Source organism: Sphingomonas hankookensis (assembly GCF_028551275.1).
Taxonomy (GTDB): Bacteria; Pseudomonadota; Alphaproteobacteria; order Sphingomonadales; family Sphingomonadaceae; genus Sphingomonas; species Sphingomonas hankookensis_A.
In genome coordinates, this window is record NZ_CP117025.1 from 3,003,371 (window position 1) to 3,027,646 (window position 24,276).

Consider the following 24,276-nt stretch of genomic DNA (forward strand, 5'->3'; position numbering starts at 1 on the left):
CGATCAATCGACCCCGGTCAGCGCCAGCAAGGCAAAGGTCGCGAGCCAGTGTTCGCCCATATAGTCGCCCGCAATCTCGCCCAGCGCGGCGGACAGATGCGCATCGGCGGCAGCCTCCAGCACGCCGCCCGCAGTACCGCCGATCGCGGGTGCCAGCGCGCGCATCGCCCAGGCGCGGCTGAGGTTCAGGCCGTCGAGATGGGCGATGCGCCCGTCGCTGCGGTCGCTGATCCGCGCCGGGGTGAGCAGCGTCGCCGGCTCACCTGCCCCCAGCGCGGGCAGGAAGTCGGCGAACCACGCGACAAAGGCGTCGGCGGGCAGCACGCGCTGCATCGCCATCGCCTCCATCAGCACCGGCGACAGAAAATCCTCGCCACTCGGCTCCCACGCCTGCGCCGCGCGGTCGGTGCCGAACCAGTGCCGCACCCGCTCCGCCATCAATTCGCGCAGCGCCGTATCGCCCGTCACCCGCGCATAGCGATCGGCCAGCACCACCGCGAAACCGGTATTGGCATGGATGCCAACCCGCACCGGATAGGTCATCAGCGGCAGATGCGCGCGCCAGCGCTCGGCAAAGGCATCGGCCAGCGGACGCAGCGTCGCGGCATGCGGGCTGCCGGCGACGATCAGTTCGCTGTGCAGCATCAGCAACCACGCCCAGCCATAGGGTCGTTCGAACCCGCGCGACATCGGTTGGTCGAGATAGGCGCGCTCCGCCGCCACCTTCTCCGCGGTGAAGGCATCGGCGAACAGCGCGTCGATCGCGGCGGCTTCGGCCAGATCGGGGAACAGGCGGCGGATGCGCGTCAGCAGCCAATAGCCATGGACGCAGCTATGCCAGTCGAAGCTGCCGAAGAAGATCGGATGCACCCGGCGCGGCAGATAGGCGTCGGCATCGCCGGTCATCACATGGTCCGCCTTGTGCGGATATTCGCGCGTCACATGGCCCAGCGCGATGCGGGCGAACGCCGCTGCCTGATCGGGAGTCATCGAACCAGTCCTCCGGGAAAGGCGCACAGCGCCAGCACTGCGATATTGAAGACGAGCAGGACGATCGCCGTCGGCCATTGCACGCGGATGACGCCGAAACGGTCGCGCAATTCGAGGATCGCGGCCGGCACGATGTTGAAATTGGCCGCCATCGGCGTCATCAGCGTGCCGCAAAAGCCCGACAACATGCCCAATGCCGCGACGATCGCGGGATCGCCGCCGAACTGGCGGATGACGATCGGCAGCCCGATGCCGGCGGTCATGATCGGAAAGGCGGCAAAGGCATTGCCCATCACCATCGTGAACAGCGCCATGCCGACGCAATAGGCGATGGTGGCGAGCAGCGGCGTATCGAGCGCGACGACATTCACGACCCCGTCCGCCACAACCTTCCCCACACCGGCCAGCGCGAAGACGCCGCCCAACGCCGCCAGCATTTGCGGCAGGACGATCGCCCAGCCGATCGCATCGACCAGCCGCCGCGCCTCCGCCACCGGCGCGGACCGCGGCAGGCGGGTAAGCCGCATCGCCAGCACCAGCGCGACGACCGCGCCGATGGTCAACGCGACCAAAGTCACCTGTTTCGGATCGATCACTGGGGCGCCTGCAATGCGACCGTCGCCGACCGACAGCGTCCCTGCGAGCGTCACCAGCGGTATCGCAAGCGCCGGCACGAACAGCCAGTTGCCCAGCCGCGCCGCCTGCACGCCCTGCGCCTCCGCCGAACTGGGTGCGGGCGGCACCGGGTGCAGTCCCCAGGTGGCAAGACCGACCATGACGAGGACGAGGCAGCCATTCGCCAGGTCGGGCAGCCACGGCCCCACCCCCAGCAGCAGAGCGAACACGCCCCAGAAGCCCGCATTGCGCCACCGCGTCGGCTCCGCCCGGTCGAGCGCATGATGGATCGCGACCGCCGCCGGCAGGGTCGCCGCCGCGATGCCGAGCGCGTCCAGCCCGATCATGCGCGACGCTTCAGGCGACGGTCGAGCAGCAGCAGCCGCGCGCCATGGACGAGGAATGCGGCGATCGCGGTCGGGATCGCCCACACCGCCACTTCGAGCGGCGCGACGGTCACGCCATCCTGTTCGAGGATCGCACGGATCAGCAGGATCGATCCGACCGCGATGAACACATCCTCGCCGAAGAACACGCCGATATTGTCGACGGCGGCGGCATGGGCGCGGATGTGATCGCGGGTCTGCGGATCAAGCGGCCGGTGTTCGTCGCGCTCCTCCGCACCCTCGGCCATCGGCGCCACGATCGGCCGCACCATCTGCGGATGCCCGCCAAGCGAGATCAGGCCGAGCGCCGCCGTGATCTGGCGCAGCGCGAGATAGCCGATCAGCACCCGGCCCGCCGTCGCGCGGCGCAGCCCCTGCACGATGGCGCGCGCCCGGACCCGCAGCCCGGCGCGCTCCAGCAGGCCGATCGTCGGCAGCACGAGGAACGGGATCGCCAGGAACCGGGCATCGACAAACGCCTTGCCGATCATCGCTACGACCTCGACCGGGCCATGGCCGGCGGCGGCCGCGCTGGCCAGCGCCGCGACGGTGACGACCAGCAATGGGTTCACCCGCAGCGCGAAGCCGATGATGATGATCGCGATCCCCGACAGGACCAGCATGGCGCCCCTCCCCCCTTACAAGGTCGCGGCGGCGCGGGCCGCCTGGTTATACTGCCCCGACAGGCGGCGCAGCAGGTCGGCCGCGTCGGACAGTTGCGCGCTGTCGGGCCCGTCGGCGACGATCGCGCTGGCCAGGACCCGCTCGCGGATTTCGCGATATTGCGCGCAGAAATCGCGGCCGGCATCGGTCGCCGCGACCAGCTTTTCCTTCCCCGCACGGTGCGTCGCGATCAGCCCGGCGCGCTCCAGCTTGCGGATGGCGTAGGTGACGAGGTGCGTGTCCTCGATATCGAGGACAAGGGTGATGTCGGCGATCCGCTTCGCCCGGTCGCGGTGGCGGACGGTATGGAGAATCAGCACCTCCAGCGGCGACAGCGCCAGACCGGCGGCCGCCGCGCAACGCGCGATCCAGCGTTGATAGGATGCCGCCGCCAGCGTCAGGCTGAACTCCAACTCGGACAAAGCGGGCGCGGCGCCATCGGCAAGATGCGCCGACGATACGATAGCCCGCCTGTCCTGTGCCATGCCCCGATCCCCTTTCTCCGGCGGAGGGTTGCGCCGGCGCGCAAATCTGTCAATCCAGCTTGATCATTTGTCGACGATTTATCGACGATTCGTCACGGAGGATGGACATGGCGGGCTGGTCTTTCTGGATCGATCGGGGCGGCACCTTCACCGACATCGTCGCCCGCGCGCCCGATGGATCGTTGCAGACCGCCAAGCTGCTGAGCGAAAACCCGGAACGCTATGCCGATGCGGCGGTCGCCGGCATCCGCACCATCCTGAAGCTGGCGGACGACGCCCCGCTGCCGGCCGAGGCCATCGCCGCGGTCAAGATGGGTACGACCGTCGCGACCAACGCGCTGCTGGAACGCAAGGGCGCACGGACTTTGCTGGTGGTCGATCGCGGCTTTGCCGACCTGCTGGCGATCGGCGACCAGACCCGGCCGCGCCTGTTCGACCTGGCGATCCGCCGCCCCGCGCCGCTGTACGACGATGTGATCGAAATCGGCGGGCGGATCGATCGCGACGGCGTGGAGGTCCTACCGCTCGACGATGCCGGGACGCTCGCCCTGCTGACCGCCCGCCGGGTGGAGGGGTATGACGCCGTCGCGATCGCGCTCACCCATGGCTGGGCGCATGCCGCGACCGAGGCGCGGGTCGCCGCACTCGCCCGGCAGGCCGGGTTCGCGCAGGTCTCGGCCAGCCATGCGGTCAGCCCGCTGATCGGGCTCGTCGCGCGCGGGCGGACGACGGTGGTCGATGCCTATCTGTCGCCAGTGCTGCGCCGCTATGTCGACCGGGTGGCAGGCGCGCTCGGCCCCGTTCCGCTGCACTTCATGCAGTCGAGCGGCGGGCTGGCCGATGCGCGGGCGTTCCAGGGCAAGGACGCGATCCTGTCCGGACCGGCAGGCGGCGTCGTCGCGGCGGCGCGGACAGCGGAAGCCGCCGGGTTCGACCGGGTAATCGGGTTCGACATGGGCGGCACCTCGACCGACGTCGCGCTCTATGCCGGCCGGTTCGAGCGGGTGCTGGACGCCGAGATCGCCGGTGTCGCGATGCGCGTGCCGATGATGTCGATCGAGACGGTGGCGGCGGGCGGCGGTTCGATCCTGCACTATGACGGGTCGCGGTTCCGCGTCGGGCCCGACAGCGCGGGAGCCGATCCGGGGCCGGCCTGCTACCGGCGGGGCGGGCCGCTGACCGTGACCGATGCGAACGTGCTGGTCGGCAAGATTCAGCCGGCCTATTTCCCGGCGGTGTTCGGCCCGAACGGCGACGAACCGCTCGACCTCGCCGCGACGCGGGGCGGCTTTTTCGATCTCGCCGTACGGACGGGCATGGACGATCCGCGTCGGGTTGCCGAAGGTTTCCTCGACGTCGCGGTCGCGCAGATGGCCGCCGCGATCAAGCGCGTCGCACTCGAACAGGGGGAGGATGTCGCGACTTTCGCGCTGCAATGTTTCGGTGGCGCGGGCGGGCAGCATGCCTGCCGCGTGGCGGAGGTGCTGGGGATGCGCACGGTCCTGATCCATCCGTTCGCCGGGGTGCTGTCCGCCTATGGCATGGGGCTGGCCGACAAGGTCGCGATCCGGCAGCGTTCGGTCGAACAGCCGCTGGGCGCGGCGCTGGACGCGCTGGTCGCGACGCTTGGCGACGACGCCGCGCGGGAGGTCGGTGCGGACGCTCGCCGGGTGGTGACGGTCAATCTGCGCTATGCCGGCACCGATACCGCGCTGCCGGTCGACTGGGCCGATGAGGATGCGATGCGCGCGGCGTTCGAACAGGCGCATCGCGCCCGGTTCGGCTTCGTCAGTCCCGAGCGCGCCATCGTCATCGACAGTGTGGTGGTGGAGGCGATTGTCGCCGGCGAACCGGTTGCGCCCGTGCCGCTGCCGCCGCGCGATGGTGGCCTGCCCGCGCCGCTGGACCATGTGACCGTGTGGACCGGCGGCGCGGACCATCGCACGCCGGTCCATGACCGTGCCGGCCTGCGCCCCGGCGACCGGATCGCCGGCCCCGCGCTGATCCGCGAAGCGATCGCGACGACGATGGTCGAACCGGGCTGGACCGTCGAGGTCGGCGCTGGCGGCGAACTGGTCCTGCGCCACGACGGGGCCGCCGCGCGCGGCGCGCTCGATCCGGCGGTCGTCGATCCGATCCAGCTCGAACTGTTCAATACCCGCTTCATGGGCATTGCCGAGCGGATGGGCGTCGTGCTGCGCAACACCGCCAGCAGCGTCAACATGAAGGAACGGCTCGACTTTTCGTGCGCGCTGTTCGATGCGCAGGGGCGGCTGGTCGCCAACGCGCCGCATGTCCCGGTGCATCTGGGGGCGATGGGGGAGAGCGTGCGCACCATCCTCGCCAGCCGGGGGAAGACGCTGAAGCCGGGCGACGTCGTCGCGCTCAACAATCCGTTCAACGGCGGCACCCATCTGCCCGACGTGACGGTGATCGCGCCGGTGTTCGACGATGCGGGGCGCGACATCCGCTTCTTCGTCGCCAATCGCGGCCATCACGCCGATATCGGCGGGCTGACCCCTGGCTCGACGCCCCCCGCTTCGCGCACGCTAGAGGAGGAAGGCGTGGTGATCGACGACTTCCTGCTGGTCGATGGCGGGCAGCTGCGCGAGGACGCGTTCCGTGCGCTGCTGTCCGACGCGCGCTATCCGGCCCGCAGCCCCGATACCAATGTGGCCGACATCAAGGCGCAGCTTGCCGCCAACGCGACCGGCATCGCCGAACTGTCCGCGCTGGTCGCCGCCAGCGGCTGGCACGTCGTCGAAGCCTATATGAGGCATGTCATGGCCCATGCCGAGGAAAGCATCCGCCGCGTGCTGACCCGTCTGGCGGACGGAGCGTTCGACTATGCAATGGACGACGGCACGCCGCTCAAGGTCCGCGTCACCATCGACCATGCGGCGCGTGCGGCGACGATCGACTTCACCGGCACCGGTCCGGCCAGCACCGGCAATATCAACGCACCCCCCGCGGTCACGCGCGCGGTCGTCCTCTACGCCTTTCGCTGCCTGGTCGGTGAAGACCTGCCGCTCAACGAAGGCTGTCTCGCGCCGCTCACCATCGTCATCCCCGACGACACGTTCCTGTCGCCGCCGCCGGGCCGCGCCGTGGTCGCGGGCAATACCGAGGTCAGTCAGGCTGTCTGCAACGCGCTGCTCGGCGCGCTGGGCGCCTGCGCGGCGGCGCAGGGGACGATGAACAACTTCCTGTTCGGCAACGACCGCTATCAATATTACGAAACGATCTGCGGCGGGACCGGCGCGGGGCCGGACTTTGCCGGCACGTCCGCGGTGCACAGCCACATGACCAACACGCGGATCACCGACCCGGAAATCCTCGAGCATCGCTACCCGGTCCGGCTCGACCGGTTCGCGATCCGCCGGGGATCGGGCGGCAAGGGAGCACGGTCGGGCGGCGACGGCGTGGTCCGTGCGATCACCGCGCTGGAGCCGATGACCGCCACCATCGTCGCCTCCCGCCGGACGGTCGCGCCCTTCGGCCTCGCCGGCGGCGGCGACGGCGCGGTCGGCACGCAGCGGGTCGAACGGCACGACGGCAGCATCCGGCCCTTGGGCGGCGTCGATCAGGTCGACCTGCGGCCAGGCGACCGCTTCGTTATCGAAACCCCGGGGGGCGGCGGCTACGGCGCCGCCTGAGCCGCCCTACCCGTTCGCCGGGATCAGCCGACGGCGGCGAGATGCGCGAGCACCATGTCCGGCACCGACCGCGCACGATCGATGTAGCGCGCATTGGCGCGCGCAAGCTGCGCCTCATACGCGGCGGCAAGCGCGGGCGCACGGGCGCGGAACCGCGCGGGAATGTCCACCGCCTCGCCCGCATCGCGCAACGGCTGGGTTTCGCGATAGATCTGGTCGAGCATGCCATGCGCCCGCTCCCGAACCGCTTCGCCGAATTCGGGGTCCGGCACGCGACTGGCGTCCTTCAGCCAGACGGCGATCAGCGTCGGCAGGACCGAGCTGCTGGTCGTCAGCGGCCAGCAGGCGGTGGCACAGGCGGTCAGCGCGACCCGCGCATCGCTCGACGGCGGCTCCTCCTCCGCCGCCCGCTCGATCCGCCGACGCAGTTCCGCCCAGTCGCGTCGCGCCGGCGGCGTCCCGGATGCCTCGGCACGGTATAGCTGGCCGAGTTCGGCACGACAGGATACGGCCAGCCGGTCGGCCGCCATCTCACCCAACAGATGATCGACGATTCGTTCGGGCACCGGGGACAGGTCGGCACCGGGCGGCACGCGCTCCACCCAGGCCAGCGCCGCATCGACCGCCCGATCGGGACCGGCATAAGCGGTCATCGGATCGAGCAATCCCGCCAGGGCCAGCGGATAGCCGAAGCGATCGGCATAGTCGGCGCTGTCGCCGCCCCGGGTCGATACGCCCAGCGGCGTGCCCCCGCGCCCGTCCCATGCCGTCGCCCCGAACCGCAGCGTATCGTCCGCCACATGCGCCCGCAGCCGATCGAGCAGCGCCGCCTTGACCGCCGGATCGCCCCCGAACGCGCCGCTCACAAAAGGCTCTCGATCCACGCGGTCAGCTGCGCCCGCGACCGGAAACCGATGACGCGGTCGACCTCCGCGCCGTCACGATACAGCGAAAGCGTCGGCAGCGAACGGACGGAAAAATGCTCGCCCAGCGTCGTGTCGGCGGCGACATTCGCCTTGCAGATGCGCAGATCGTCCGCAAAGTCCCGCGCCAGATCGTCGAGGATCGGAGACAGCGCGGCGCAGGGCGCGCAAGCGGGCGACCACAGGTCGAACAGGGTCGCCCCCTCCTGCGCGGTGACGTCGACGAAATCCATACCGGTGACATCGGTAACCTTGCGAACCATGGCTGTCGTGATCCTTTGCGGCATGGCCGCGCCGTCCGGGCGCGGCGTCAGCCGTGCCCGGTGGGTTGCTCGATGGCGGCGGCCTGCGCCTGTCCGTCGACGATGGTGAGACTGTGGGTGTGGTGCTTCAGCAGCGTTTCGTCATGGATGACGCTGATGATCGTCGCGCCCGGGATTTCACCGGCCACGCTGTCGTAGAAATTGCGGGTATTGTCGGCGTCGAGCGCGCTGGTCGCTTCGTCGAGCACCAGCACGTCGGGGCGATGCAGCAGGATGCGGGCCAGCGCGATCCGCTGCTGCTCGCCCGGCGACAGCTCCTCCTGCCACAGCCGCACGGCATGGATCTGATCGGTCAGATTGCCCAGCCGCACGCGGCGCAGCAGCGCCTGGACCACGACGTCGTCATGCTCCTCCGGCCGGTCGGGAAAGCAGACCGCGGCCTTCAGCGTCCCGAGCGGCAGGTAGAGCCGCTGCGGCACGAACATCACCCGGCGATCGTTCGCCAGCGCGACGCTGCCATGGCCATCGGGCCACAGGCCGGCAAGGGCACGCACCAGCGTCGACTTGCCCGCGCCCGACGGACCGCGCAGCGCCCAGCGTTCGCCGGTGCGGACCGACCAGTCGCCGATCGTCACCATCGCCTCGCCATGCGGGCGGCGCAGCGCAAGGCCTTGCGTCGCCAGGACGATGCCCGGCACCGTTCCCGCACCGACCGCGATCCCGACCGGACCGGCTTCGTCCAGCGCGTCGTCCAGCCCCTTGATACGGTTGAAATAGCTGACCTGCTGACCGATCAGCTGATAGCTTTTGACGAAATAGCCGAGCTGCATGCCCAGTTGCGCGAAGGCATCGCGCCCGGCCATCAGCTGTCCGAAACTCATGCCGCCGGCGAAATAGGTCGGCACCATGATGAACAGCGGCAGCACCGTGCCCATCCGGTCATAGATGCTGCTGGCGCCGGTCAGTCCGAGCGAACTGTAGATCACCGATCGAAAGTTCAGGCGCACCGCGTCGAACGACCGTTCCATCGCCTGCCGTTCGGTCGCGACCGCGCCGGCCAGCCCGATCTGCGCGGCATTGCGCCGCACATGGATCAGGCCGGAGCGGAAATCGGCTTCGCGGTGCTGCTGGCGCATCATCGCCCGGACAAAGGGTTGCCCGATCTTGGCCGTCAGATACGATCCGATCAGCGCATAGGCGACGGCGTACCACACCGTGCTGCCGGGAATCGAAAAGGCGTTGCCGCCCAGCGAAAGCTCGATCGGCGGCGCGGTTTCGAGCAGGATCATTGCAAAGGTGATGCCGCTGACGATCGATCCGAGCAGGCGCAGCGCGATGTGCAGCACGCCGACCGACATGCCGACCGCCGCGGTGATGTTGTTCAGGTCGTCGGCGATACGCTGGTCGGGATTGTCGATGATCCGCAGCCGTTCGATCTCGGCATAGCGATTGCGGCGCATCCAGCGGTCGAGATAGTCGCGCGTCAGATAGGTCCGCCACCGGATCGACAGCAGCCCGTCGATCAGGTTCTCGGTCAGGATCATCGCGACCTGCATCGCCATGATGGCGAGGAACACGATCATCAGCGGGACCAGCTGCGCCTGGTCGCGCTGTTCGATCGCGTCGAAGAACTGCCGCTGCCACTGGTTCGTGCGCAGCAGGATGAAGGCGGTGCCGAACTGGAAGAACAGCAGCGTGATCAGGGCGAACCACGCGAATTTCCAGTCCGGCGACCGCCAATAGGCGCTGACCAGCCGCCACGCATCGCGCCACCGTGCGGTAGCGTCCTGGGGTGGGGCAAGGCCCGTCTCGCGACGGACCTCCCCGCTCTGCGTGGGTTGCGGCATCATGCGTCAGGGGCCCTGTCGATCAGAAAAAGCGGTAACCGACCGTCAGGCGCCAGGTCCGCGTCTCCCCCAGCGGAAGATAATTGGTGAAGCGCGTCGGCTGGTACGTGCGGCGATCGAACAGGTTTCGCACGCCGATGTTGATGTCAAGATCGCCGACCGACAGGAAGCCGTTGAGATGCGCAAGGACCGCGCCCGGCGTGCGATAGCGGTCGAACATGTCGATCGCCGAACTCGACTGTCCGGCGACCTGCGCGCCGATGCCGGCCTTCGCCCGCTCGCCGATCTTGTGCTCATACGATCCGTACAGGCTGTACACGTCGCGCGGCTGGCCGTTGACGGTGTCGCCCAGCACCGCCGACGGCACGAGGAAGCGGTATTTGGTCCGGGTGAAGGCAGCGGACAGCGACAGCCCCGGGATGGGATTGCCGGTCAGGTTCACGTCGATCCCCTGCCCCAGCTGACCGGGGATCGCGACCTGGAACCGGCGATTGACCGGATCGGGGACCAGCAAATTGGTCTGTCGGATGCTGAACCACGATGCGTTGAGCAGGACGCGTTCGTCGAACAGGTCCCATTTGATGCCGGTTTCCGCGTTGCGCGTCTGGTTGTCGGGCAGGCGGTTGCGGAAACGGTCGGTCAGGAAATTCTGGATATAGCCATAGGCCAGCGTGCCGAAGACCGAGAAATGGTCGGTGATATCGACGACCGCGCCATAGTTCGGAACCGTCTTGCCGCCTTCATAGGGCCGGGCCGGAACCCCGTTGAAGATCGAGCGCGACTTCATCTCGTTGCGGCGCAGCCCGGCTGTCAGGTGGATCGGCCCGATCCCCACCAGATACTGGCCGTAATAGCCGCGCTGCGTCATGATCGACGTAGCGGTCGCGTTGAAGTTCACCGCCAGCGGCGGCAGCGGTTCGGGCATCAGGAAATTGTACGGGAACATGTTGCCGTCGCTGGCATAGATCGAATCGATCGTCGCATCGACCTGGGTCATGCCTCCGACCAGCTTGTGCGACAGCGGCCCGGTATCGAACGTGACCCGCGCGAACGTGTCGAAGGCATCGTTTTTCGACGTCTGGCGCGTACCACCGGTCGAAATCAGCAACACGCCCGAATTGTCGAGAACGACGAACGGCGAATATTGCGCCAGCGTGAAATTGATCTTCTGATGCTGGGCACGGCCGACGATGGTCAGCCAGTCGGTCAGCTTCTGGGTGATTTCCGCATTGAACTGCGTCGTTTCGATCTGGACGCCCTGATCCTTGCCGCCGACCAGCGGGCGGTCGAACGCGACGTCGAATGGCTTTCCGGTGGCGGTGTTCAGCACCGTATAGGGCGGCATGCCGAAGATCTGGTTTCCCAGCGTCGCCGACACGATGATGTCGGTGCTGCCGTTCTTGTATCGCAGGCCGGGCGCGAACAGATAATCCTCGGTCCCGCGATAGCCGCCGAAATTGCGGTCGGCGGTCGCCGCGGTCGCGACGATGCGCGCGCTGAAGCGATTGTCGTCGGAGATCGCGAGATTGGCGTCGAGCGTCCCGCGGATCAGCCCGAACGATCCCACATCGCTCGACACATACAGCCGTTCCTCGGCATTGGGCTTCTTGGTGACGATGTTGATCGTCCCGCCCAGATTGTCGCCACCCAGCAGGATCGCGTCGGGACCTTTCAGCACCTCGATCCGCTCGACATTCGCCAGCGGCAGCGTCGAACCCGCCGCGAACATCGCGCTGGACGACGACGGCAGGCCGTTGACCGCGCCGTTGGAGTCGAACCCGCGCACCGTGAAGCTGACGCCGCCCTGCACGGTCGCGCTGTTCACGACGACGCCGCCGGCATTGCTCAGCGCTTCGGACAGGGTCTGCGCCTGTTGCCGCTCCAGCAGCTTGGCGGAGATGACCTGCGTGTTGCGCGGCTGATCGCGCAGCGACTGGCCGAGGCGCGAGGAGCTGGTTGAGCCGCGCACCAGCACGCTGGTTTCCGCCTCGTTCGGCCGGGCGATGACGACGACGTCGTTCAGGACGGTGATGACGCCCGCGTCATTGACGTCGATCGCTACCGGCAGCCCGCGCGTCGCCTGCGCGACCGCATCGCGCTCCGACTGCGCATTCTGCACCGGGCGTGCGGTCAGCCCGCGGATCGCGTCCGGATCGATGTTCAGCGGTGAGCCCCATTCCGCTGCGATCCGTTGCAAGGCGTCGCCCAGCGGCATCGCCGGCTGCGATTGCGTCCTTGCCTGCGCCCATGCCGTTCCCGGCAGGGCGGCGGTGGCGAGTGCCAGCAGGCTGGCGGCAGCGATATGATGTTTCCCCATGTTCCCCATCCCCCTTTTTGATGAAGGTTTGCCTTGCCCGGCATCGCCGCCCCGCGACCCACCGGGTGATTTCGACGCTATGGCCCCAACGGGACGACGACCGGCGTCCCGAGCTTCAGGCCGGTGAACTGGTCGCGGATGCGCTGCCAGTCGCCGACCAGGACCCAATGGACGTTGTTCGGGTCCGCCAGCAGCGCGGAGGCCGCGCGCAGCTGCTCCAGCGTCAGTGCCCGCAGCCGTGCCGGCTGCCGCACGACATCGTCATGGGGCAGCCCGTCCGACTGCGCATCGGCCATCGCCGCCAACAGGTCGCTGTCCCCCTCCAGCCTGGCGGCGTTCTGGTTCGCGGCGGCCGATGCGATGCGGTCGAGTTCCGCCTGCTCCGGCGGACGGTCGCCGGTCAGGCCGCGCATCTCCTTGATGAGCTCGGCCACCGCATCGCCGCTGTGATCGCGCTCGACCGTGCCGGCCAGGATCCAGTGCCGCTCGCCACGGCTATCGTACAGCCCCGACCCGATCCCATAGGTCCAGCCCTTGTCGACCCGCAGGTTGCTGCCGATCCGGGCAGTCGGATTGCCGCCATAGACCTCGTTCGCGGCCCATGCCGCCGTCGCATCGACCCCGTCCGGCCGCGCCGCACGCGGCAACAGGCGGCCCGCCATGATATAGGTCTGCGACGCTCCGGGCTGGTCGATGACGGTCAGCGACGGCGTCGGAGCGCCTCGTGCGGGTGGCATTTCCGGGGTCGGCGCGGCAGGCCCGATCGCGGTCCAGCCGGCCAGCGCCGTCTCCAGCAGCGGTCGCAGCGTCGCCATGGTCGTGTCTGCCGCGACATACAGCGTCGCCCGATCGGGCCGGACATGCCCGCGAACCCATTCGCGCACCTGCCCCGCATCGATCCCCCCGACCGGTTGACCACCCGCAAGAGGATGCCCCTCGCCATACAACGCCGCATTGAGGGCGCGTTCGGCAAGGGCGTTGCCGTTCGACTGTGCTTCCCGCAATTTCGCCGTTCGCGCCTGCTTGGCGGCAGCGACCGCCAGCGGCGTCAGATCGGGCTTCGTCAGCAGATCGCCGAGCAAGGCGATGCCGCGCGTCCGTTCCGCCGCGCTCCAGTTCATCGTCAGATCGGCATCATCGGGCTCGACCATCGCGCCGAACCGGCCGTTCAGCCGCTCCGCCCGTTCGGCGCGGACGCGCTGGTCCGGGGTTGTCTGCGTCCCGGCCAGCAGGTCGAACGCCAGCGAGGCGACCTGCCGCGACGGCCCCGCGAAACCGGCATCGTCGAAGCGCAGGCGCACGACATCGGTCATCGATCCCGGACGCGGCACCAGCAGGACCTGCAATCCGTTGAACAGCTGCGCCCGCTCCACCGCCGGAAAGACGATCGGCGCCATCGGCCCCATCGGTGGCGCCCCCCGGGTCAGGTCGTAGCCGCCGCTCACCGCCCGCAATTGCGGCTTCGGCCGTGCGATCAGCCGATAGCCAGGGCCGCCATAGACCGGCGCGACAGCCTTGCGCACCCTATCGGGCGTAGCCTCTCGCAGCTGGCGGAAATAGGTTTCGGCATAGTTGGGATCGGCCGTCTGCCCCGCCGCCCGCGCCAGCAGGAATGCCTTGCCCGACGTGCTGCCCTGCAACCCGACCATATATTGGATGCGCGCCGCCTGGGCCGCCGCCAGTTCCGCCGGCGTCGGACCGTTCGCCGCGTACTCCGCGATGACCGCGTCGATCTCCGCCTCCGCCCGCACCATCTGCTCCGCGGGAATGCCGTCGACCACGAACCCCATGCGGCTCGACAATTGCCCTTCCTCGAACGTCGGAAAGACGCCGTTGGCGATGCCCAGCTGCTCGACCAGCCGCCGGTTGAGGCGCGAGCGGGCACCCGCCGCCATGATATGGGCCGTGAGGTCGAACGACGCGATGTCCGGCGATCCTTGCGGCGGGGCGATGTAGGTCGCGTCGATGCGCCCCCTCGGCACGACGCGATGGATTTCGCGCCGCACCGCGCCGGCCAGCGGCACGCTTCGCGTCAGCAGCCGGTCGAGCGGCAGCCGGGGCGCCAAACCGCCGAAATACTTCTCGACCAGCCGCCGCGCGTCGTCGCCGGTCACGTCGCCGGCCAGGATCAGCGTGGCGTTCGAGGGACCGTAGAAGCGGTCGAACCATTGCCGCGCCGCCTCCACGGTGACGGCGTTCAGATCCGCTTCCTCCCCGATCGTGCTGTGACGATAGGGATGGTCGGCGGGATAGAGGTCGGCAAAGCTGATCGCGTCGGTGGTGCCGTCGGGCCGGGCAGCGCGCTGGCGCTTTTCGTTCAGGACTACGCCGACCTCGCGCCGGACGCGATCGGCGGTCAGCGCCCCCCCGATATGGCCCATGCGGTCGGCTTCGAGGAACAGCACCCGTTCCAGCGCCGCGCTCGGAAACGTCTCGTAGAAGCGGGTTTCGTCCTGGTTGGTGACCGCGTTATAGTCGGAGGCGCCCAGATCGCGCAGCGAGTCGAAGGAATGCCGGTTCCAATGCTCGCTGCCGTCGAGCATCAGATGTTCGAACAGATGGGCATAGCCGTGCTGTCCCGGCTTCTCGTCCTTCGACCCGACATTGTAGACCAGCGTCGCGGTGATCAGCGGGACGCGACGATTGGTCTGCACCACGACCGTCAGGCCGTTCGCCAGCGTGAACCGGGTGATCGGATCGGTAATCGCCCGTTGCGGGACAGCAGGCGCCTTTACCGGTGGCCTTGCCACCCCTGCGCGCGGTTGCGGCGCCGGTGCCGCGACCCATCCGCCCATCGAAGCGGCGATCAGCGCAATAAACGGAAAGGAAGCTGCCATCCCCCGACATTACCGATTGCGGGCCGGTTTGCTTCAGGCCAAAGTCGGAAAAGATGACCAGCCTGTCCTACCCGAACGACAAGGACAATTTCGACGCGGCATCCGTACCGGAGACGGGCCAGGTGGAGCGCATCGTCCGCGCCATCGCAGCGAGCATCGGCGACGGCAGGCTAATCCCCGATCAGCGGCTTCCCTCGATCCGCGCGATGGCAGCCGAATATGGGGTCAGTCGCGACACGGTACAACGCGGCTATGACAAGCTGGTTGCCGGCGGACATCTCCATGCCCGCCGGGGCGCGGGATTCTACGTCGCGGCCCCGGCCCCGCGGCCGGTCGGGGACAGCGCGGCGCGGCCGACGGTCGACTTGGAGCCGTTCCAGCTCATTCATTCCAGCCTGCCACCCGATCGCTGCCCCGGCAGCGGCGTGTTGTCGCACGACGACGGGTCGCTCGACGAGCTGCATCGGGTCGTGCGGGGTGTCGCGTCGGGCGGCTATCGCCTGGGCAGCTATGGCGATCCGGCCGGCTATCTGCCGCTGCGCGAGCAGGTGCAGAACAAGCTGCGGATCGACGGGATCGATGCTGCGCTGTCGTCGATCATGACCGTTCCGGGGTGCGTGGCGGGACTGACCCTCGTCATCCGCGCCTTCATCCGGCCGCGTGCGTTCGCGCTGGTCGAGGACCCCGCATCGTTCATCCATACATCGGTCCTGCTGGCCCAGCGTGCCGAGATCATGCGCGTACCGCGCGAGGCGGACGGGCCGGACCTCGACGTGCTGCGCCTGCTGTGCGAGCGCTATCGACCGGCGATGTTCCTGCTGACGTCGGTGCTGCACAATCCGACGGGCAGTTCGATCTCGCTGCACAAGGCGCGCAAGCTGATCGAGATCGCCGCCGAGTTCGACATGATGCTGGTCGACGATGCGAGCTATGCCGACCTGTCGCCCTCATCGGGCGGGCGGCCGGTGGTGCCGTTGGCGGTCCTCGACCAGTTGGACCATGTGATCCATGTCGGTGGGTCGTCGCACGTGCTGGCGCCCGAGGTCGGCGCCGGCTTCATCGTCGCGAACGAGGCGCGGATGAAGCTGTTGCGACTGTTCCGACCGGTCCAGGGGCTTGGCAACATGCTGACCCAGGAGCGCGTCCTGTACCGGTTCCTGAGCGACGGCCTGTATCGCCGGCGCTGCGAGCGCATCCGCACCGCGCTCGCCCAGCGCGCCACCACCCTCCGGCACGCGTTGGCGGCGGCATCCTGCACTGTCGCGCCGGCGGGCGGGGGAATGTTCCTGTGGGCCGAGCTGGGGCCGGAGCGAAGCGGGATCGAGGTCGCGCGGACGATGCTGAAGCACGGTTTCCTGACCGCGCCGGGATCGCATTTCTCGCTGGGGAAGAGCGACAATGCCTATATGCGCTTCAACGTCACGACGACGACGCCCCTTGCGATCGAAACGCTGGCGGCCTGCCTGCAGGCGTAGCCGGTCGCGGTTGCGGGGCGCCCGTGACGGAACCGCCGGCGCGATAGCGGTTTGAGGTCGGGTCCGATCCCTCTGCCGCGAGTTGCCATGTCCCGCCCCACCCTGATCTTCCTGCATGCGCTGGGCATGCGCGCGCGATCGTGGCGATTGGTGCGGGAGCGGCTGGGGGATGTTCCATCGATCGCGCTCGACCTGCCGGGTTTCGGATCGGCGGCGGATCGCGGCGGCGGGGACGTGGCGGGCATGGTCGCGGCGGTGCGGCCGGTGGTGGCCGATGCCGGACGGTGTGTGCTGGTGGGGCACAGCATGGGCGGCAAGATCGCGACGATCGTCGCGGCGCAGGAGGGGCCGGCGGTGGCCGGGGTCGTGCTGGTCGCCGCTTCGCCGCCGGCGCCCGAACCGATCGACGAGGCGCGGCGGGCGCGGATGATCGAGTGGTTCGCGGACGGCAGCATATCGCAGGAGGATGCGGCGGCGTTCGTCGATGCCAACTGCGCCGCGCCGCTACCGCCGGTGCTGCGGGAACAGGCGGTTGCGGACGTGCGGCATGCCCGGGCGGCGGCATGGACCGGGTGGCTGGAGCATGGCAGCCGCGAGGACTGGCGCGAACGGGTCGGTCGCATCGGGGTGCCGGCGCTGATCGTCGCGGGGGCGGAGGACGGCGATCTGGGCGAGGCGGCGCAGCGGCGGCTGAACCTGCCGCATTATCCCGATGGCCGGGTCGAGGTGGTGGCGGACGCCGCGCACCTCATCCCCTACGAACAGCCGGACCGGCTGGCGGCGCTGATCGCGGATCATGTCCGCCGAGCCGATCAGGCATAGGCATAGGCCCCGCCGGCGGCGAGCGCGGCGCGATAGGCCGGGCGAGCATGGATGCGGTCGAGCCAGGCGATGATGTGCGGGCGCGAACCGTCGAGCCCGGCGCGATTGCGGGCGGCCTCCAGCGGGAAGCTCATCATCACGTCGGCGGCGGTCATCGCGTCGCCGGCGAACCAGTCATGGCTGGCGAGGTGCTGTTCGACATAGTCGAGATGGACGTCGATCATCGGCTGCACCTTCTTCTGCGCGGCCTTGCCCAGCAACGGCACGCGGCCGAGCACCAGCTTGACCAGCAGCGGCGGCATCAGCGAGCCTTCGGCATAGTGCAGGAAATGGCGGTAGTGCAGCGCGTTGCGGCGATGCACGGGCATGCCCAGCCGGCCATCGGCCTTTTCGACCAGATATTCGACGATCGCCCCGGTTTCGGCGACGACCAGCGATCCCCCGGCGCTGCCGGCGTCGCTGTCTTCGATCACCGGCGACTTGCCCAGCGGATGGACGCGGCGCAGTTCCGGCGGTGCGAGCATCGTCGCCTTGTTCCGCTCATAGCGCTTCACCGCATAGGGAAGGCCCAGTTCCTCCAGCAGCCAGAGCACCCGCTGCGACCGGGAATTTTCGAGGTGGTGGACGACGATCATCGCTGAATTCCCAAGGCGTTGCGGAACATGAGGCAGGCAATGCGACAGGCCGCGATCGGTTGCAGCGGATCGGACGAACGGCGGCGCGGAAGTTGGCGAAGGTTACGGATTTCGTATGTTTGCGGCGTCCCCGCCCCTGCGCAAATAAAGCTATTTTACAACTACTTAGCCTGCCACAAACAGCCATCGGGCGGCACCTTGGCCGCCCGATGTTGGTTCACATGTCGTCGTCGCCATCCTCGGCATCGGGACCGGTCATCATTTCCTCGGCCACCTTTTCGGTCCGCTGCCGGATCGAGGCCTCCAGCTTGTCGCGCAGTTCCGGATGTTCGGTCAGGAAGGTCTTGGCGTTCTCACGCCCCTGCCCGATCCGCACGCTGTCATAGCTGAACCACGCGCCCGATTTCTCGACGAGGCCGGCCTTCACGCCCAGGTCGAGGATCTCGCCGATCTTCGAGATACCCTGCCCGTACATGATGTCGAATTCGACCTGCTTGAACGGAGGCGCGACCTTGTTCTTCACCACCTTCACGCGGGTCGCGTTGCCGATGATCTCGTCACGGTCCTTGATCTGGCCGGTGCGACGGATGTCGAGCCGGACCGAGGCGTAGAATTTCAGCGCGTTGCCGCCGGTCGTGGTTTCCGGGTTGCCGTACATCACGCCGATCTTCATGCGCAGCTGGTTGATGAAGATCACCATGCAGCGCGAACGGCTGATCGATCCGGTCAGCTTGCGCAAGCTCTGCGACATCAGGCGCGCCTGCAGGCCGACATGGCTGTCGCCCATCTCGCCCTCGATTTCCGCGCGCGGCACGAGCGCTGCGACCGAATCAACCACCAGCACGTCGATCGCGTTCGAACGGACCAGCGTATCGGTGATTTCGAGCGCCTGTTCGCCGGTATCGGGCTGCGACACGATCAGTTCGTCGATGTTGACGCCCAGCTTCTTCGCATAGACCGGGTCGAGCGCGTGTTCGGCGTCGACGAACGCGGCGGTGCCGCCATTCTTCTGCGCCTCGGCGATCACATGCAGCGCGAGCGTCGTCTTGCCCGAGCTTTCCGGCCCGTACACTTCGATCACGCGCCCGCGCGGAAGGCCGCCGACGCCGAGTGCGATGTCGAGGCCGAGCGACCCGGTCGAGATCGCCTCGACCTGCATCGCTTCCTTCTGGCCCAGCTTCATCGCCGAACCCTTGCCGAATGCCCGGTCGATCTGCGCCAGCGCGGCGTCGAGCGCCTTTTGCCGTTCGCCCGCCGCCTTGTCGTTCGCTGCCGCCATCTTGCTATCGACCGCCTTCAGATTTGCCGCCATGTCCAGCCTTTCGCGTAGAGCAACCGCGTCGAGGGTTCAACGCGCCTTTGTTGGATTTGCATGTATTCGTTTTGTTCCCATTCCGCAAGAGTTGTTCGCTTCGGCGATAAACGCGATCGTGGTGCTGGTAGACCGTGCCGCCATCAAGAAAGACGATGGGCCACCAAGGAGGGAGAGCGACATGACGACACGGACATGGCTGGCGCTGGCGACTGGGATCGGCGGACTGCTGTCCACTGCGGCGACCGGGCCATTACCGGCATCGTGAACACCGCTTGACGACAGCGACGCTTCGCTTTGCACGCCAGCGGAAACGCCGCTGGCCGTCTGCACGATCGGCCGCAAGCGCGTGTCGATTTGTTCGCAGGGCAAGACATCGGTCTATCGCTATGGCCAACCCGGGCGGATCGAACTGGTCGCGTCCGACCTGTACTGGGCGAGCACCGGCTATTCGGGCGGGGGCGAGTTGCAGGTTACCGCGCGCAACAAGGGTCATTCCTACACGCTGTTCGATCGGATCGTGCGGACCGGGTTCGGGGCGGACGGGCTGAACCATCCGAAGGCGGACTCGGGCTTGGTCGTACGGCGGGGCGCGAAGATCGTGTCGGCGCGACAATGCAACCTGGTGCAGCCGATCGCGGCAGAAGTGCGCGAGCGGCTGCCAGAGGGCGGGATGGTGGAGCATTGAGCGGCTCTTCTTCCCCCGTGCCGTGGCGCCTATTGCATCGGCGAGCCGACCGGGGCGATCTGGTCTGCTGCCGCTGCCGTGGCTGCTTCCGCGACCCGGCGCTTCTGCGCGGCGCTCATCGCTTCGGTCTCCGTCAGGTCGACGATGTGCGTGGTTGCCGGCCCCGACCGTTGCGCGATGCGCGTACCGGTTACGAAGTTGAAGGTCGATCGGATCGTGAAACGGTCAATCCGGTAAATGCCGGGATGCACCGAGGGTACATCCAACGGAATATACCGCCGTTCGCGGACCTGTTGCAGCACGGCACGTTCCCATCGACCCAGTCCGGACGGGGTCAATATCTCCGCATCCGCGGTTCGTCCGTCCGGCCGAATCCAGTATCCCACATCCGCCAATGCGATATCGCCATTCGCCGCCCCGTTGGAAATCATACCATCGGGGGCGTTGACGTCCTCCACCGGTCGCGAAGACAATAGCATCGGACGGGCGACAGCCGACTGGCGGAGCCGTGCGGCCAGCGCATCGATCGCACCAGCATCCCCCTTGCGCAGGGCGATGCGCGCCAGGAATATCGCGCGCAGATCGGCCATGGCGCGGTTGGCCGGGCCGGCGATCGCAACGGCTTCGTCCATCAGTTGAATCGCGCGCTTCTCGTTGCCCGACCCCATTTCCAGCCACGCCCGGCGGAACGTGGCTCCTGCTGCGAGATCCTTCTTTCCGGTATTCAGCGCCAGGCGCTGAACCTTGGTCAGGATACCGGATGCGGTGGAGACATTTCCGTTTTCCACCAGATCACGGGCGAAGCCCATCTCCTCGACCAATGTCGAAGGGTTGTCCTCGCCCATATATTTGCGAAGAACCTGTACGTTGCTGCGCGACGCGGAAACCCATTCCCGCTGATACCCCTCATGTTCCGCGACAGTAGCGAGCGTTGCATACAGACTGGAAACCGGTCCGGGCAGTTGAGCGGCATGACGGCGGTTACGCGCGATGGACCGCAGCAGCGTATGCCGGGCCTTGGCATATTGTCCGCCGGAGAACATCTCAACCGACGCTTGCAGTGAAGCCTCTACATCCTCGGCCGGCGGGCATTGGCGCGACAGGCAGGCTGCCAGTGCATCCGTCGCGCGGTGACCGACGACGACGATCTCTTCGGTCGGAACGACTGTAGGCGGGACGGTCGTCTGTGCGGCCACCAGCAGGATCGAGGACAGCATGGTATCATGCTCGCTGTCCCACCAGGATGTGTCAATGGGTCGTCGCCAACTCGACGCCCCAGATCACCCCAGGTCGTTCAGCGCCTGCTCGACCGCGTCCATCGTGAACGGCTTCGACAGGACCGGGCGGTCGCGGTGCGCCGGTTCGATCGTGTCGCCCGACCCGCCGGTCGCCAGCACGAACGGGATGCCCGCCGCCGCCAGCTTGTCCGCCACCGGCCAGCTCTTTTCCCCGCCGCGCAGATGCACGTCGAGGATCGCGCCGTCGATGCCACCCTGGTCGATCGCCGACACGGCGGACGCCACGCTGTCGGCGGTCCCGGCGACGGTGCGGCCGAGCATGTCGAGGAAATCCTCGAGCATCATGGCGATCAGGGGTTCGTCCTCAACCAGGAGGATACGCGCAGGCGACGTCATACGCGCCGACCCTTAGCGGTCAAAGCGGGAACGCCGCAACCGATTTCGTCGCGCCGGTCAGGACTTTGCCAACGCATCGCGCGCCGCCGTCGCCAGTTGCTGTACCGAAAAGGGTTTCGGGAGGAAAGAAACCTGATCCAGATCAATCGACCGTCGCAACTGTTCCTCGGCATAGCCCGACATGAACAGGATCGGCAGCGTCGGATAGACCTTGCGGACATGGCGGACCATCGTCGGGCCGTCCATCGTCGGCATGACGACGTCGGAGATCAGCAGGTCGATATGCGGCCGGTCGGCGAGTAGTTCGAGCGCGGCCTCGCCATGTTCGGCGGTCATGACGGTATAGCCCTGCCGCGCCAGCGCGCGTTCGGCGATGGCGCGGACCATGTCCTCGTCCTCGACCAGCAGGATCGTGCCCGATCCCCAGGCCGGCTCGGTCGGCTCGCTCTTGAGCTTGGGATTGGTGCCAAGGCGCGGCGGTTCGGCGGCGGCGGCGTGGACCGGCAGGTGGATGGTGAAGGTCGACCCCTGTCCCGGACGCGATTCGGCAAAGATATAGCCGCCCGACTGCTTGATGATGCCATAGACGGTCGACAGGCCGAGGCCGGTGCCCTTCCCCACTTCCTTGGTCGTGAAGAAGGGTTCGAAGATCTTGGGCAGCACGTCGGCGGGGATACCGGTGCCGGTGTCGGATACCTTCAGCGTCACATAATCGCCGACCGGCAGCACGTCGTCGTCCATCGCGCGGACTTCCTGCGCGCTGGTCGCCAGCGTCTCGATGGTCAGCACGTTGCGGTTGCCGCCCTGCGAGAGCATCGCGTCGCGGGCATTGACCGCGAGGTTGACGACGACCTGTTCGAGCTGGCCCGGATCGGCGCGGACCGAGCCCAGCCCGCGACCATGGTTGACGACCAGCTGGACGGTCTCGCCGAGCAGGCGCTTCAGGAGGTTCGACACCTCCGAAATCACGTCGGGCAGCTGCAGCACCTGCGGGCGCAGCGTCTGCTGGCGCGAGAAGGCGAGCAGCTGGCGGGTCAGGCTGGCGGCGCGGTTCGAATTGGCGCGGATCTGCTGGATGTCGTCATAGTCGCTGTCGCCGGGCGAATGGCGCATAAGCATCAGGTCGCAATGGCCGATGATCGCGGTCAGGATGTTGTTGAAATCATGCGCGACGCCGCCGGCGAGCTGGCCGACCGCCTGCATCTTGGTCGCCTGCGCCACCTGCCGCTTGAGTTTGCCCTCCTCGCCGGTATCGCGCAGCGAGAGGACGACGGCGGCTTCGCCCAGCCCGCGCGCACCGGCGATCGACAGCGCGATCGGCTCCTCCGACCGGTCGTTGAGGCGGACCGCCATGTCGGCACTGTGCTGCGCCCCGCCGGCGAAGCGGCGGACGGCATCGGCGAGCGCGGCCTTGTCCTCGCGCACCACCAGGTCGCCGGGATAGAGCGGCGGCGCGACCGGATTGACGCCGGTCGCGCGGACGAAGGCGTCGTTCATGTGCAGGAAGCGGCCGTCGCGATCGACTAGCGCCATGCCGACCGGCAGCAGCGAGACGAGCGCGCGGACCTGCGCCGCCGATCCCGGCGCGGCGATCGGCATCAGCCCGACGGGCGCCTCTTCCTCGTCCAGCATCGCGACCAGCATCGGGCCGTCGGGATCGTCGACGAACGGCACCTGCACGATGCGAAGCGGGTCGCCGCCCAGCCCTTCGCGTTCGAAACGGACGCGGCCGCGGCTGTCGGTGACGAGGAAACGGGCGAAATCGCGGCCCTCGATCGTGGCGTCCTCGTTGCCGACGGCGCGGGCGCGGAAGACGCGGTTGGCGGCGCGGATACGGCCATCGGCGCTCAGGAGCGCGACCATCACCCCCGCCCCGCCCAGCCGTTCGCCGACATCGCCCGCGATCATCGCGCGCATCGTCACCGCCTCGGCGATCGCCTGTCCGCCTTCGAAACGCCAGACGAGCATCGCTTCCCCGGCGCGGGCGAGCGTCGCGACCAGCGGGGCGTCGCCCTGTCGCACGGTGACCCTGGCATCGCCGTCGCGCCACGCCGACCGGGCGGCGCCGGCCAGCGCGCTGGCATCGACGCCATCGCCCAGCACGCCGGGCGGAGTCGGATAGCCGCCGAACAGCGCGGCATAGCGGTCGTTGGCGCAGACGAGGCGGCCGGCGCGGTCGGTGACGGCGAGCGCGTGCGGGCTGACCGAGGCGAGCGTCTGCGCCAGCGACCAGTCGACCACCGGCTCCGTGGCTTCAGCCGATCCGGTCCAGTGGCGGACGCCCAGCGCAACGCCGGCCAACACGACCGCCGCCGCGACGAAGCCGATCGCCACGGGCAGGCTGCCGATCGTCCACAGGATGATCCCGGCCGCGATGGCCCCGGCGACCAGCGCGATGGCGAGCGGCAGGACCGGCGAAGAGGCGGACGGGGATTTCGACAGCATGTCGAAGCTGTTGCGGCGCTTGGGGGGGCGGCGTCAAGCGGCGGTTCGGGTGATCGGACGTAGGGGCGCGATCGGGTAGGGTTTGGTGGGTCGTGTGGGCGTGCGCTTCGCTATCCGTACCCCCGGGCAGGCGGAACGAGGTTTGAGGAAGACAGGATCGCCGCACTATCTCGTCACCCCGGACTTGATCCGGGGTCCCGCTTTCTTTCGACGGTCGAGAATAAGAAGCGGGACCCCGGGTCAAGCCCGGGGTGACGGAGGGAGGTGAGGTATCGCCCCGCCC

18 protein-coding genes are annotated in these 24,276 nt (G+C 68.1%); 4 read left to right on the plus strand and 14 right to left on the minus strand.

What is annotated here, in order from left to right; all coding sequences use genetic code 11:
- Positions 1–3: 3 nt before the first annotated feature.
- The 4 genes from PPZ50_RS14240 to PPZ50_RS14255 are packed head-to-tail and all read right to left on the minus strand — an operon-like array spanning position 4 to position 3,139.
- Positions 4–990 carry a DUF2891 domain-containing protein gene (locus PPZ50_RS14240; protein WP_272815348.1) on the minus strand — a complete coding sequence of 329 codons (987 nt, stop codon included), beginning with the start codon at positions 988–990 and terminating at the stop codon, positions 4–6.
- Positions 987–1,952 (minus strand): DUF979 domain-containing protein, encoded by a 966-nt coding sequence (locus PPZ50_RS14245; RefSeq protein WP_066689583.1) that lies wholly within the window; start codon positions 1,950–1,952, stop codon positions 987–989. Before PPZ50_RS14245 ends, PPZ50_RS14240 begins: the two co-directional genes overlap by 4 nt.
- Positions 1,949–2,614 carry a DUF969 domain-containing protein gene (locus PPZ50_RS14250; protein ID WP_066689582.1) on the minus strand — a complete coding sequence of 222 codons (666 nt, stop codon included), beginning with the start codon at positions 2,612–2,614 and terminating at the stop codon, positions 1,949–1,951. The genes PPZ50_RS14245 and PPZ50_RS14250 overlap by 4 nt, the downstream gene beginning before the upstream one ends.
- Before the next feature lie 15 nt (positions 2,615–2,629).
- On the minus strand, positions 2,630–3,139 hold the full coding sequence (locus tag PPZ50_RS14255) for a winged helix DNA-binding protein (protein WP_066689581.1): 510 nt from the start codon (positions 3,137–3,139) through the stop codon (positions 2,630–2,632).
- Between the two features lie 107 nt (positions 3,140–3,246).
- Here PPZ50_RS14255 and PPZ50_RS14260 point away from each other — a divergent pair, with 107 nt between their 5' ends.
- Positions 3,247–6,795, plus strand: coding sequence for a hydantoinase B/oxoprolinase family protein (locus tag PPZ50_RS14260; RefSeq protein ID WP_272815349.1), 3,549 nt, complete (start codon positions 3,247–3,249; stop codon positions 6,793–6,795).
- A 23-nt stretch (positions 6,796–6,818) separates the two neighbouring features.
- Here PPZ50_RS14260 and PPZ50_RS14265 read toward each other — a convergent pair whose 3' ends face one another.
- The 5 genes from PPZ50_RS14265 to PPZ50_RS14285 form a co-directional block, all read right to left on the minus strand.
- Entirely contained in the window at positions 6,819–7,661 is an 843-nt protein-coding gene (locus PPZ50_RS14265) for a hypothetical protein (RefSeq protein ID WP_272815350.1), read from the minus strand.
- Positions 7,658–7,981, minus strand: a complete 324-nt coding sequence (locus tag PPZ50_RS14270; protein ID WP_066689578.1) for a thioredoxin family protein — start codon at positions 7,979–7,981, stop codon at positions 7,658–7,660. The genes PPZ50_RS14265 and PPZ50_RS14270 overlap by 4 nt, the downstream gene beginning before the upstream one ends.
- A 47-nt stretch (positions 7,982–8,028) precedes the next feature.
- The gene (locus PPZ50_RS14275; protein WP_272815351.1) at positions 8,029–9,831 is read right to left on the minus strand and encodes an ABC transporter ATP-binding protein/permease; all 1,803 of its coding nucleotides are present in this window, start codon (positions 9,829–9,831) and stop codon (positions 8,029–8,031) included.
- A 19-nt stretch (positions 9,832–9,850) separates the two neighbouring features.
- A complete protein-coding gene (locus PPZ50_RS14280; RefSeq protein WP_272815352.1) occupies positions 9,851–12,145 on the minus strand; it encodes a TonB-dependent siderophore receptor in 2,295 nt (764 codons plus the stop codon).
- Between the two features lie 77 nt (positions 12,146–12,222).
- A complete protein-coding gene (locus PPZ50_RS14285; protein WP_272815353.1) occupies positions 12,223–14,982 on the minus strand; it encodes a M16 family metallopeptidase in 2,760 nt (919 codons plus the stop codon).
- Positions 14,983–15,035: 53 nt separating this feature from the next.
- Between PPZ50_RS14285 and PPZ50_RS14290 the strand changes: the two genes are divergently transcribed.
- Positions 15,036–16,457, plus strand: coding sequence for an aminotransferase-like domain-containing protein (locus PPZ50_RS14290; RefSeq protein WP_272815354.1), 1,422 nt, complete (start codon positions 15,036–15,038; stop codon positions 16,455–16,457).
- A gap of 87 nt (positions 16,458–16,544) precedes the next feature.
- Positions 16,545–17,279, plus strand: a complete 735-nt coding sequence (locus tag PPZ50_RS14295) for an alpha/beta fold hydrolase (protein WP_066689572.1) — start codon at positions 16,545–16,547, stop codon at positions 17,277–17,279.
- On the opposite strand, the gene PPZ50_RS14300 is transcribed toward PPZ50_RS14295, so the two are convergent.
- Both PPZ50_RS14300 and recA read right to left on the minus strand, forming a co-directional pair.
- Positions 17,270–17,914, minus strand: a complete 645-nt coding sequence (locus PPZ50_RS14300) for a glutathione S-transferase family protein (protein WP_066689571.1) — start codon at positions 17,912–17,914, stop codon at positions 17,270–17,272. The genes PPZ50_RS14295 and PPZ50_RS14300 overlap by 10 nt on opposite strands.
- A 217-nt stretch (positions 17,915–18,131) precedes the next feature.
- On the minus strand, positions 18,132–19,226 hold the full coding sequence (gene recA, locus PPZ50_RS14305) for a recombinase RecA (RefSeq protein WP_198158514.1): 1,095 nt from the start codon (positions 19,224–19,226) through the stop codon (positions 18,132–18,134).
- Positions 19,227–19,575: 349 nt separating this feature from the next.
- Here recA and PPZ50_RS14310 point away from each other — a divergent pair, with 349 nt between their 5' ends.
- Complete coding sequence (locus PPZ50_RS14310) at positions 19,576–19,914, plus strand: hypothetical protein (protein ID WP_066689570.1); 339 nt, start codon at positions 19,576–19,578, stop codon at positions 19,912–19,914.
- A 29-nt stretch (positions 19,915–19,943) separates the two neighbouring features.
- Here PPZ50_RS14310 and PPZ50_RS14315 read toward each other — a convergent pair whose 3' ends face one another.
- The 3 genes from PPZ50_RS14315 to PPZ50_RS14325 all read right to left on the minus strand — a co-directional run bounded on the left by PPZ50_RS14315 (position 19,944) and on the right by PPZ50_RS14325 (position 23,993).
- A complete protein-coding gene (locus PPZ50_RS14315) occupies positions 19,944–21,131 on the minus strand; it encodes a hypothetical protein (protein ID WP_272815355.1) in 1,188 nt (395 codons plus the stop codon).
- Between the two features lie 63 nt (positions 21,132–21,194).
- Complete coding sequence (locus PPZ50_RS14320; protein WP_066689568.1) at positions 21,195–21,548, minus strand: response regulator; 354 nt, start codon at positions 21,546–21,548, stop codon at positions 21,195–21,197.
- Positions 21,549–21,605: 57 nt separating this feature from the next.
- Positions 21,606–23,993 (minus strand): ATP-binding protein, encoded by a 2,388-nt coding sequence (locus PPZ50_RS14325; protein ID WP_066689567.1) that lies wholly within the window; start codon positions 23,991–23,993, stop codon positions 21,606–21,608.
- Between the last annotated feature and the right edge of the window lie 283 nt (positions 23,994–24,276).

Excerpts from the sequence above, each read along its gene's own strand:
- PPZ50_RS14325 (WP_066689567.1), bottom strand. The coding sequence starts at position 23,993 with ATGCTGTCGAAATCCCCGTCCGCCTCTTCGCCGGTCCTGCCGCTCGCC.
- PPZ50_RS14275 (WP_272815351.1), bottom strand. The coding sequence starts at position 9,831 with ATGATGCCGCAACCCACGCAGAGCGGGGAGGTCCGTCGCGAGACGGGC.
- PPZ50_RS14280 (WP_272815352.1), bottom strand. The coding sequence starts at position 12,145 with ATGGGGAAACATCATATCGCTGCCGCCAGCCTGCTGGCACTCGCCACC.
- PPZ50_RS14260 (WP_272815349.1), top strand. The coding sequence starts at position 3,247 with ATGGCGGGCTGGTCTTTCTGGATCGATCGGGGCGGCACCTTCACCGAC.
- PPZ50_RS14270 (WP_066689578.1), bottom strand. The coding sequence starts at position 7,981 with ATGGTTCGCAAGGTTACCGATGTCACCGGTATGGATTTCGTCGACGTC.
- PPZ50_RS14295 (WP_066689572.1), top strand. The coding sequence starts at position 16,545 with ATGTCCCGCCCCACCCTGATCTTCCTGCATGCGCTGGGCATGCGCGCG.
- PPZ50_RS14255 (WP_066689581.1), bottom strand. The coding sequence starts at position 3,139 with ATGGCACAGGACAGGCGGGCTATCGTATCGTCGGCGCATCTTGCCGAT.
- PPZ50_RS14290 (WP_272815354.1), top strand. The coding sequence starts at position 15,036 with ATGACCAGCCTGTCCTACCCGAACGACAAGGACAATTTCGACGCGGCA.
- PPZ50_RS14240 (WP_272815348.1), bottom strand. The coding sequence starts at position 990 with ATGACTCCCGATCAGGCAGCGGCGTTCGCCCGCATCGCGCTGGGCCAT.
- PPZ50_RS14315 (WP_272815355.1), bottom strand. The coding sequence starts at position 21,131 with ATGCTGTCCTCGATCCTGCTGGTGGCCGCACAGACGACCGTCCCGCCT.
- PPZ50_RS14300 (WP_066689571.1), bottom strand. The coding sequence starts at position 17,914 with ATGATCGTCGTCCACCACCTCGAAAATTCCCGGTCGCAGCGGGTGCTC.
- recA (WP_198158514.1), bottom strand. The coding sequence starts at position 19,226 with ATGGCGGCAAATCTGAAGGCGGTCGATAGCAAGATGGCGGCAGCGAAC.
- PPZ50_RS14250 (WP_066689582.1), bottom strand. The coding sequence starts at position 2,614 with ATGCTGGTCCTGTCGGGGATCGCGATCATCATCATCGGCTTCGCGCTG.
- PPZ50_RS14245 (WP_066689583.1), bottom strand. The coding sequence starts at position 1,952 with ATGATCGGGCTGGACGCGCTCGGCATCGCGGCGGCGACCCTGCCGGCG.
- PPZ50_RS14285 (WP_272815353.1), bottom strand. The coding sequence starts at position 14,982 with ATGGCAGCTTCCTTTCCGTTTATTGCGCTGATCGCCGCTTCGATGGGC.
- PPZ50_RS14320 (WP_066689568.1), bottom strand. The coding sequence starts at position 21,548 with ATGACGTCGCCTGCGCGTATCCTCCTGGTTGAGGACGAACCCCTGATC.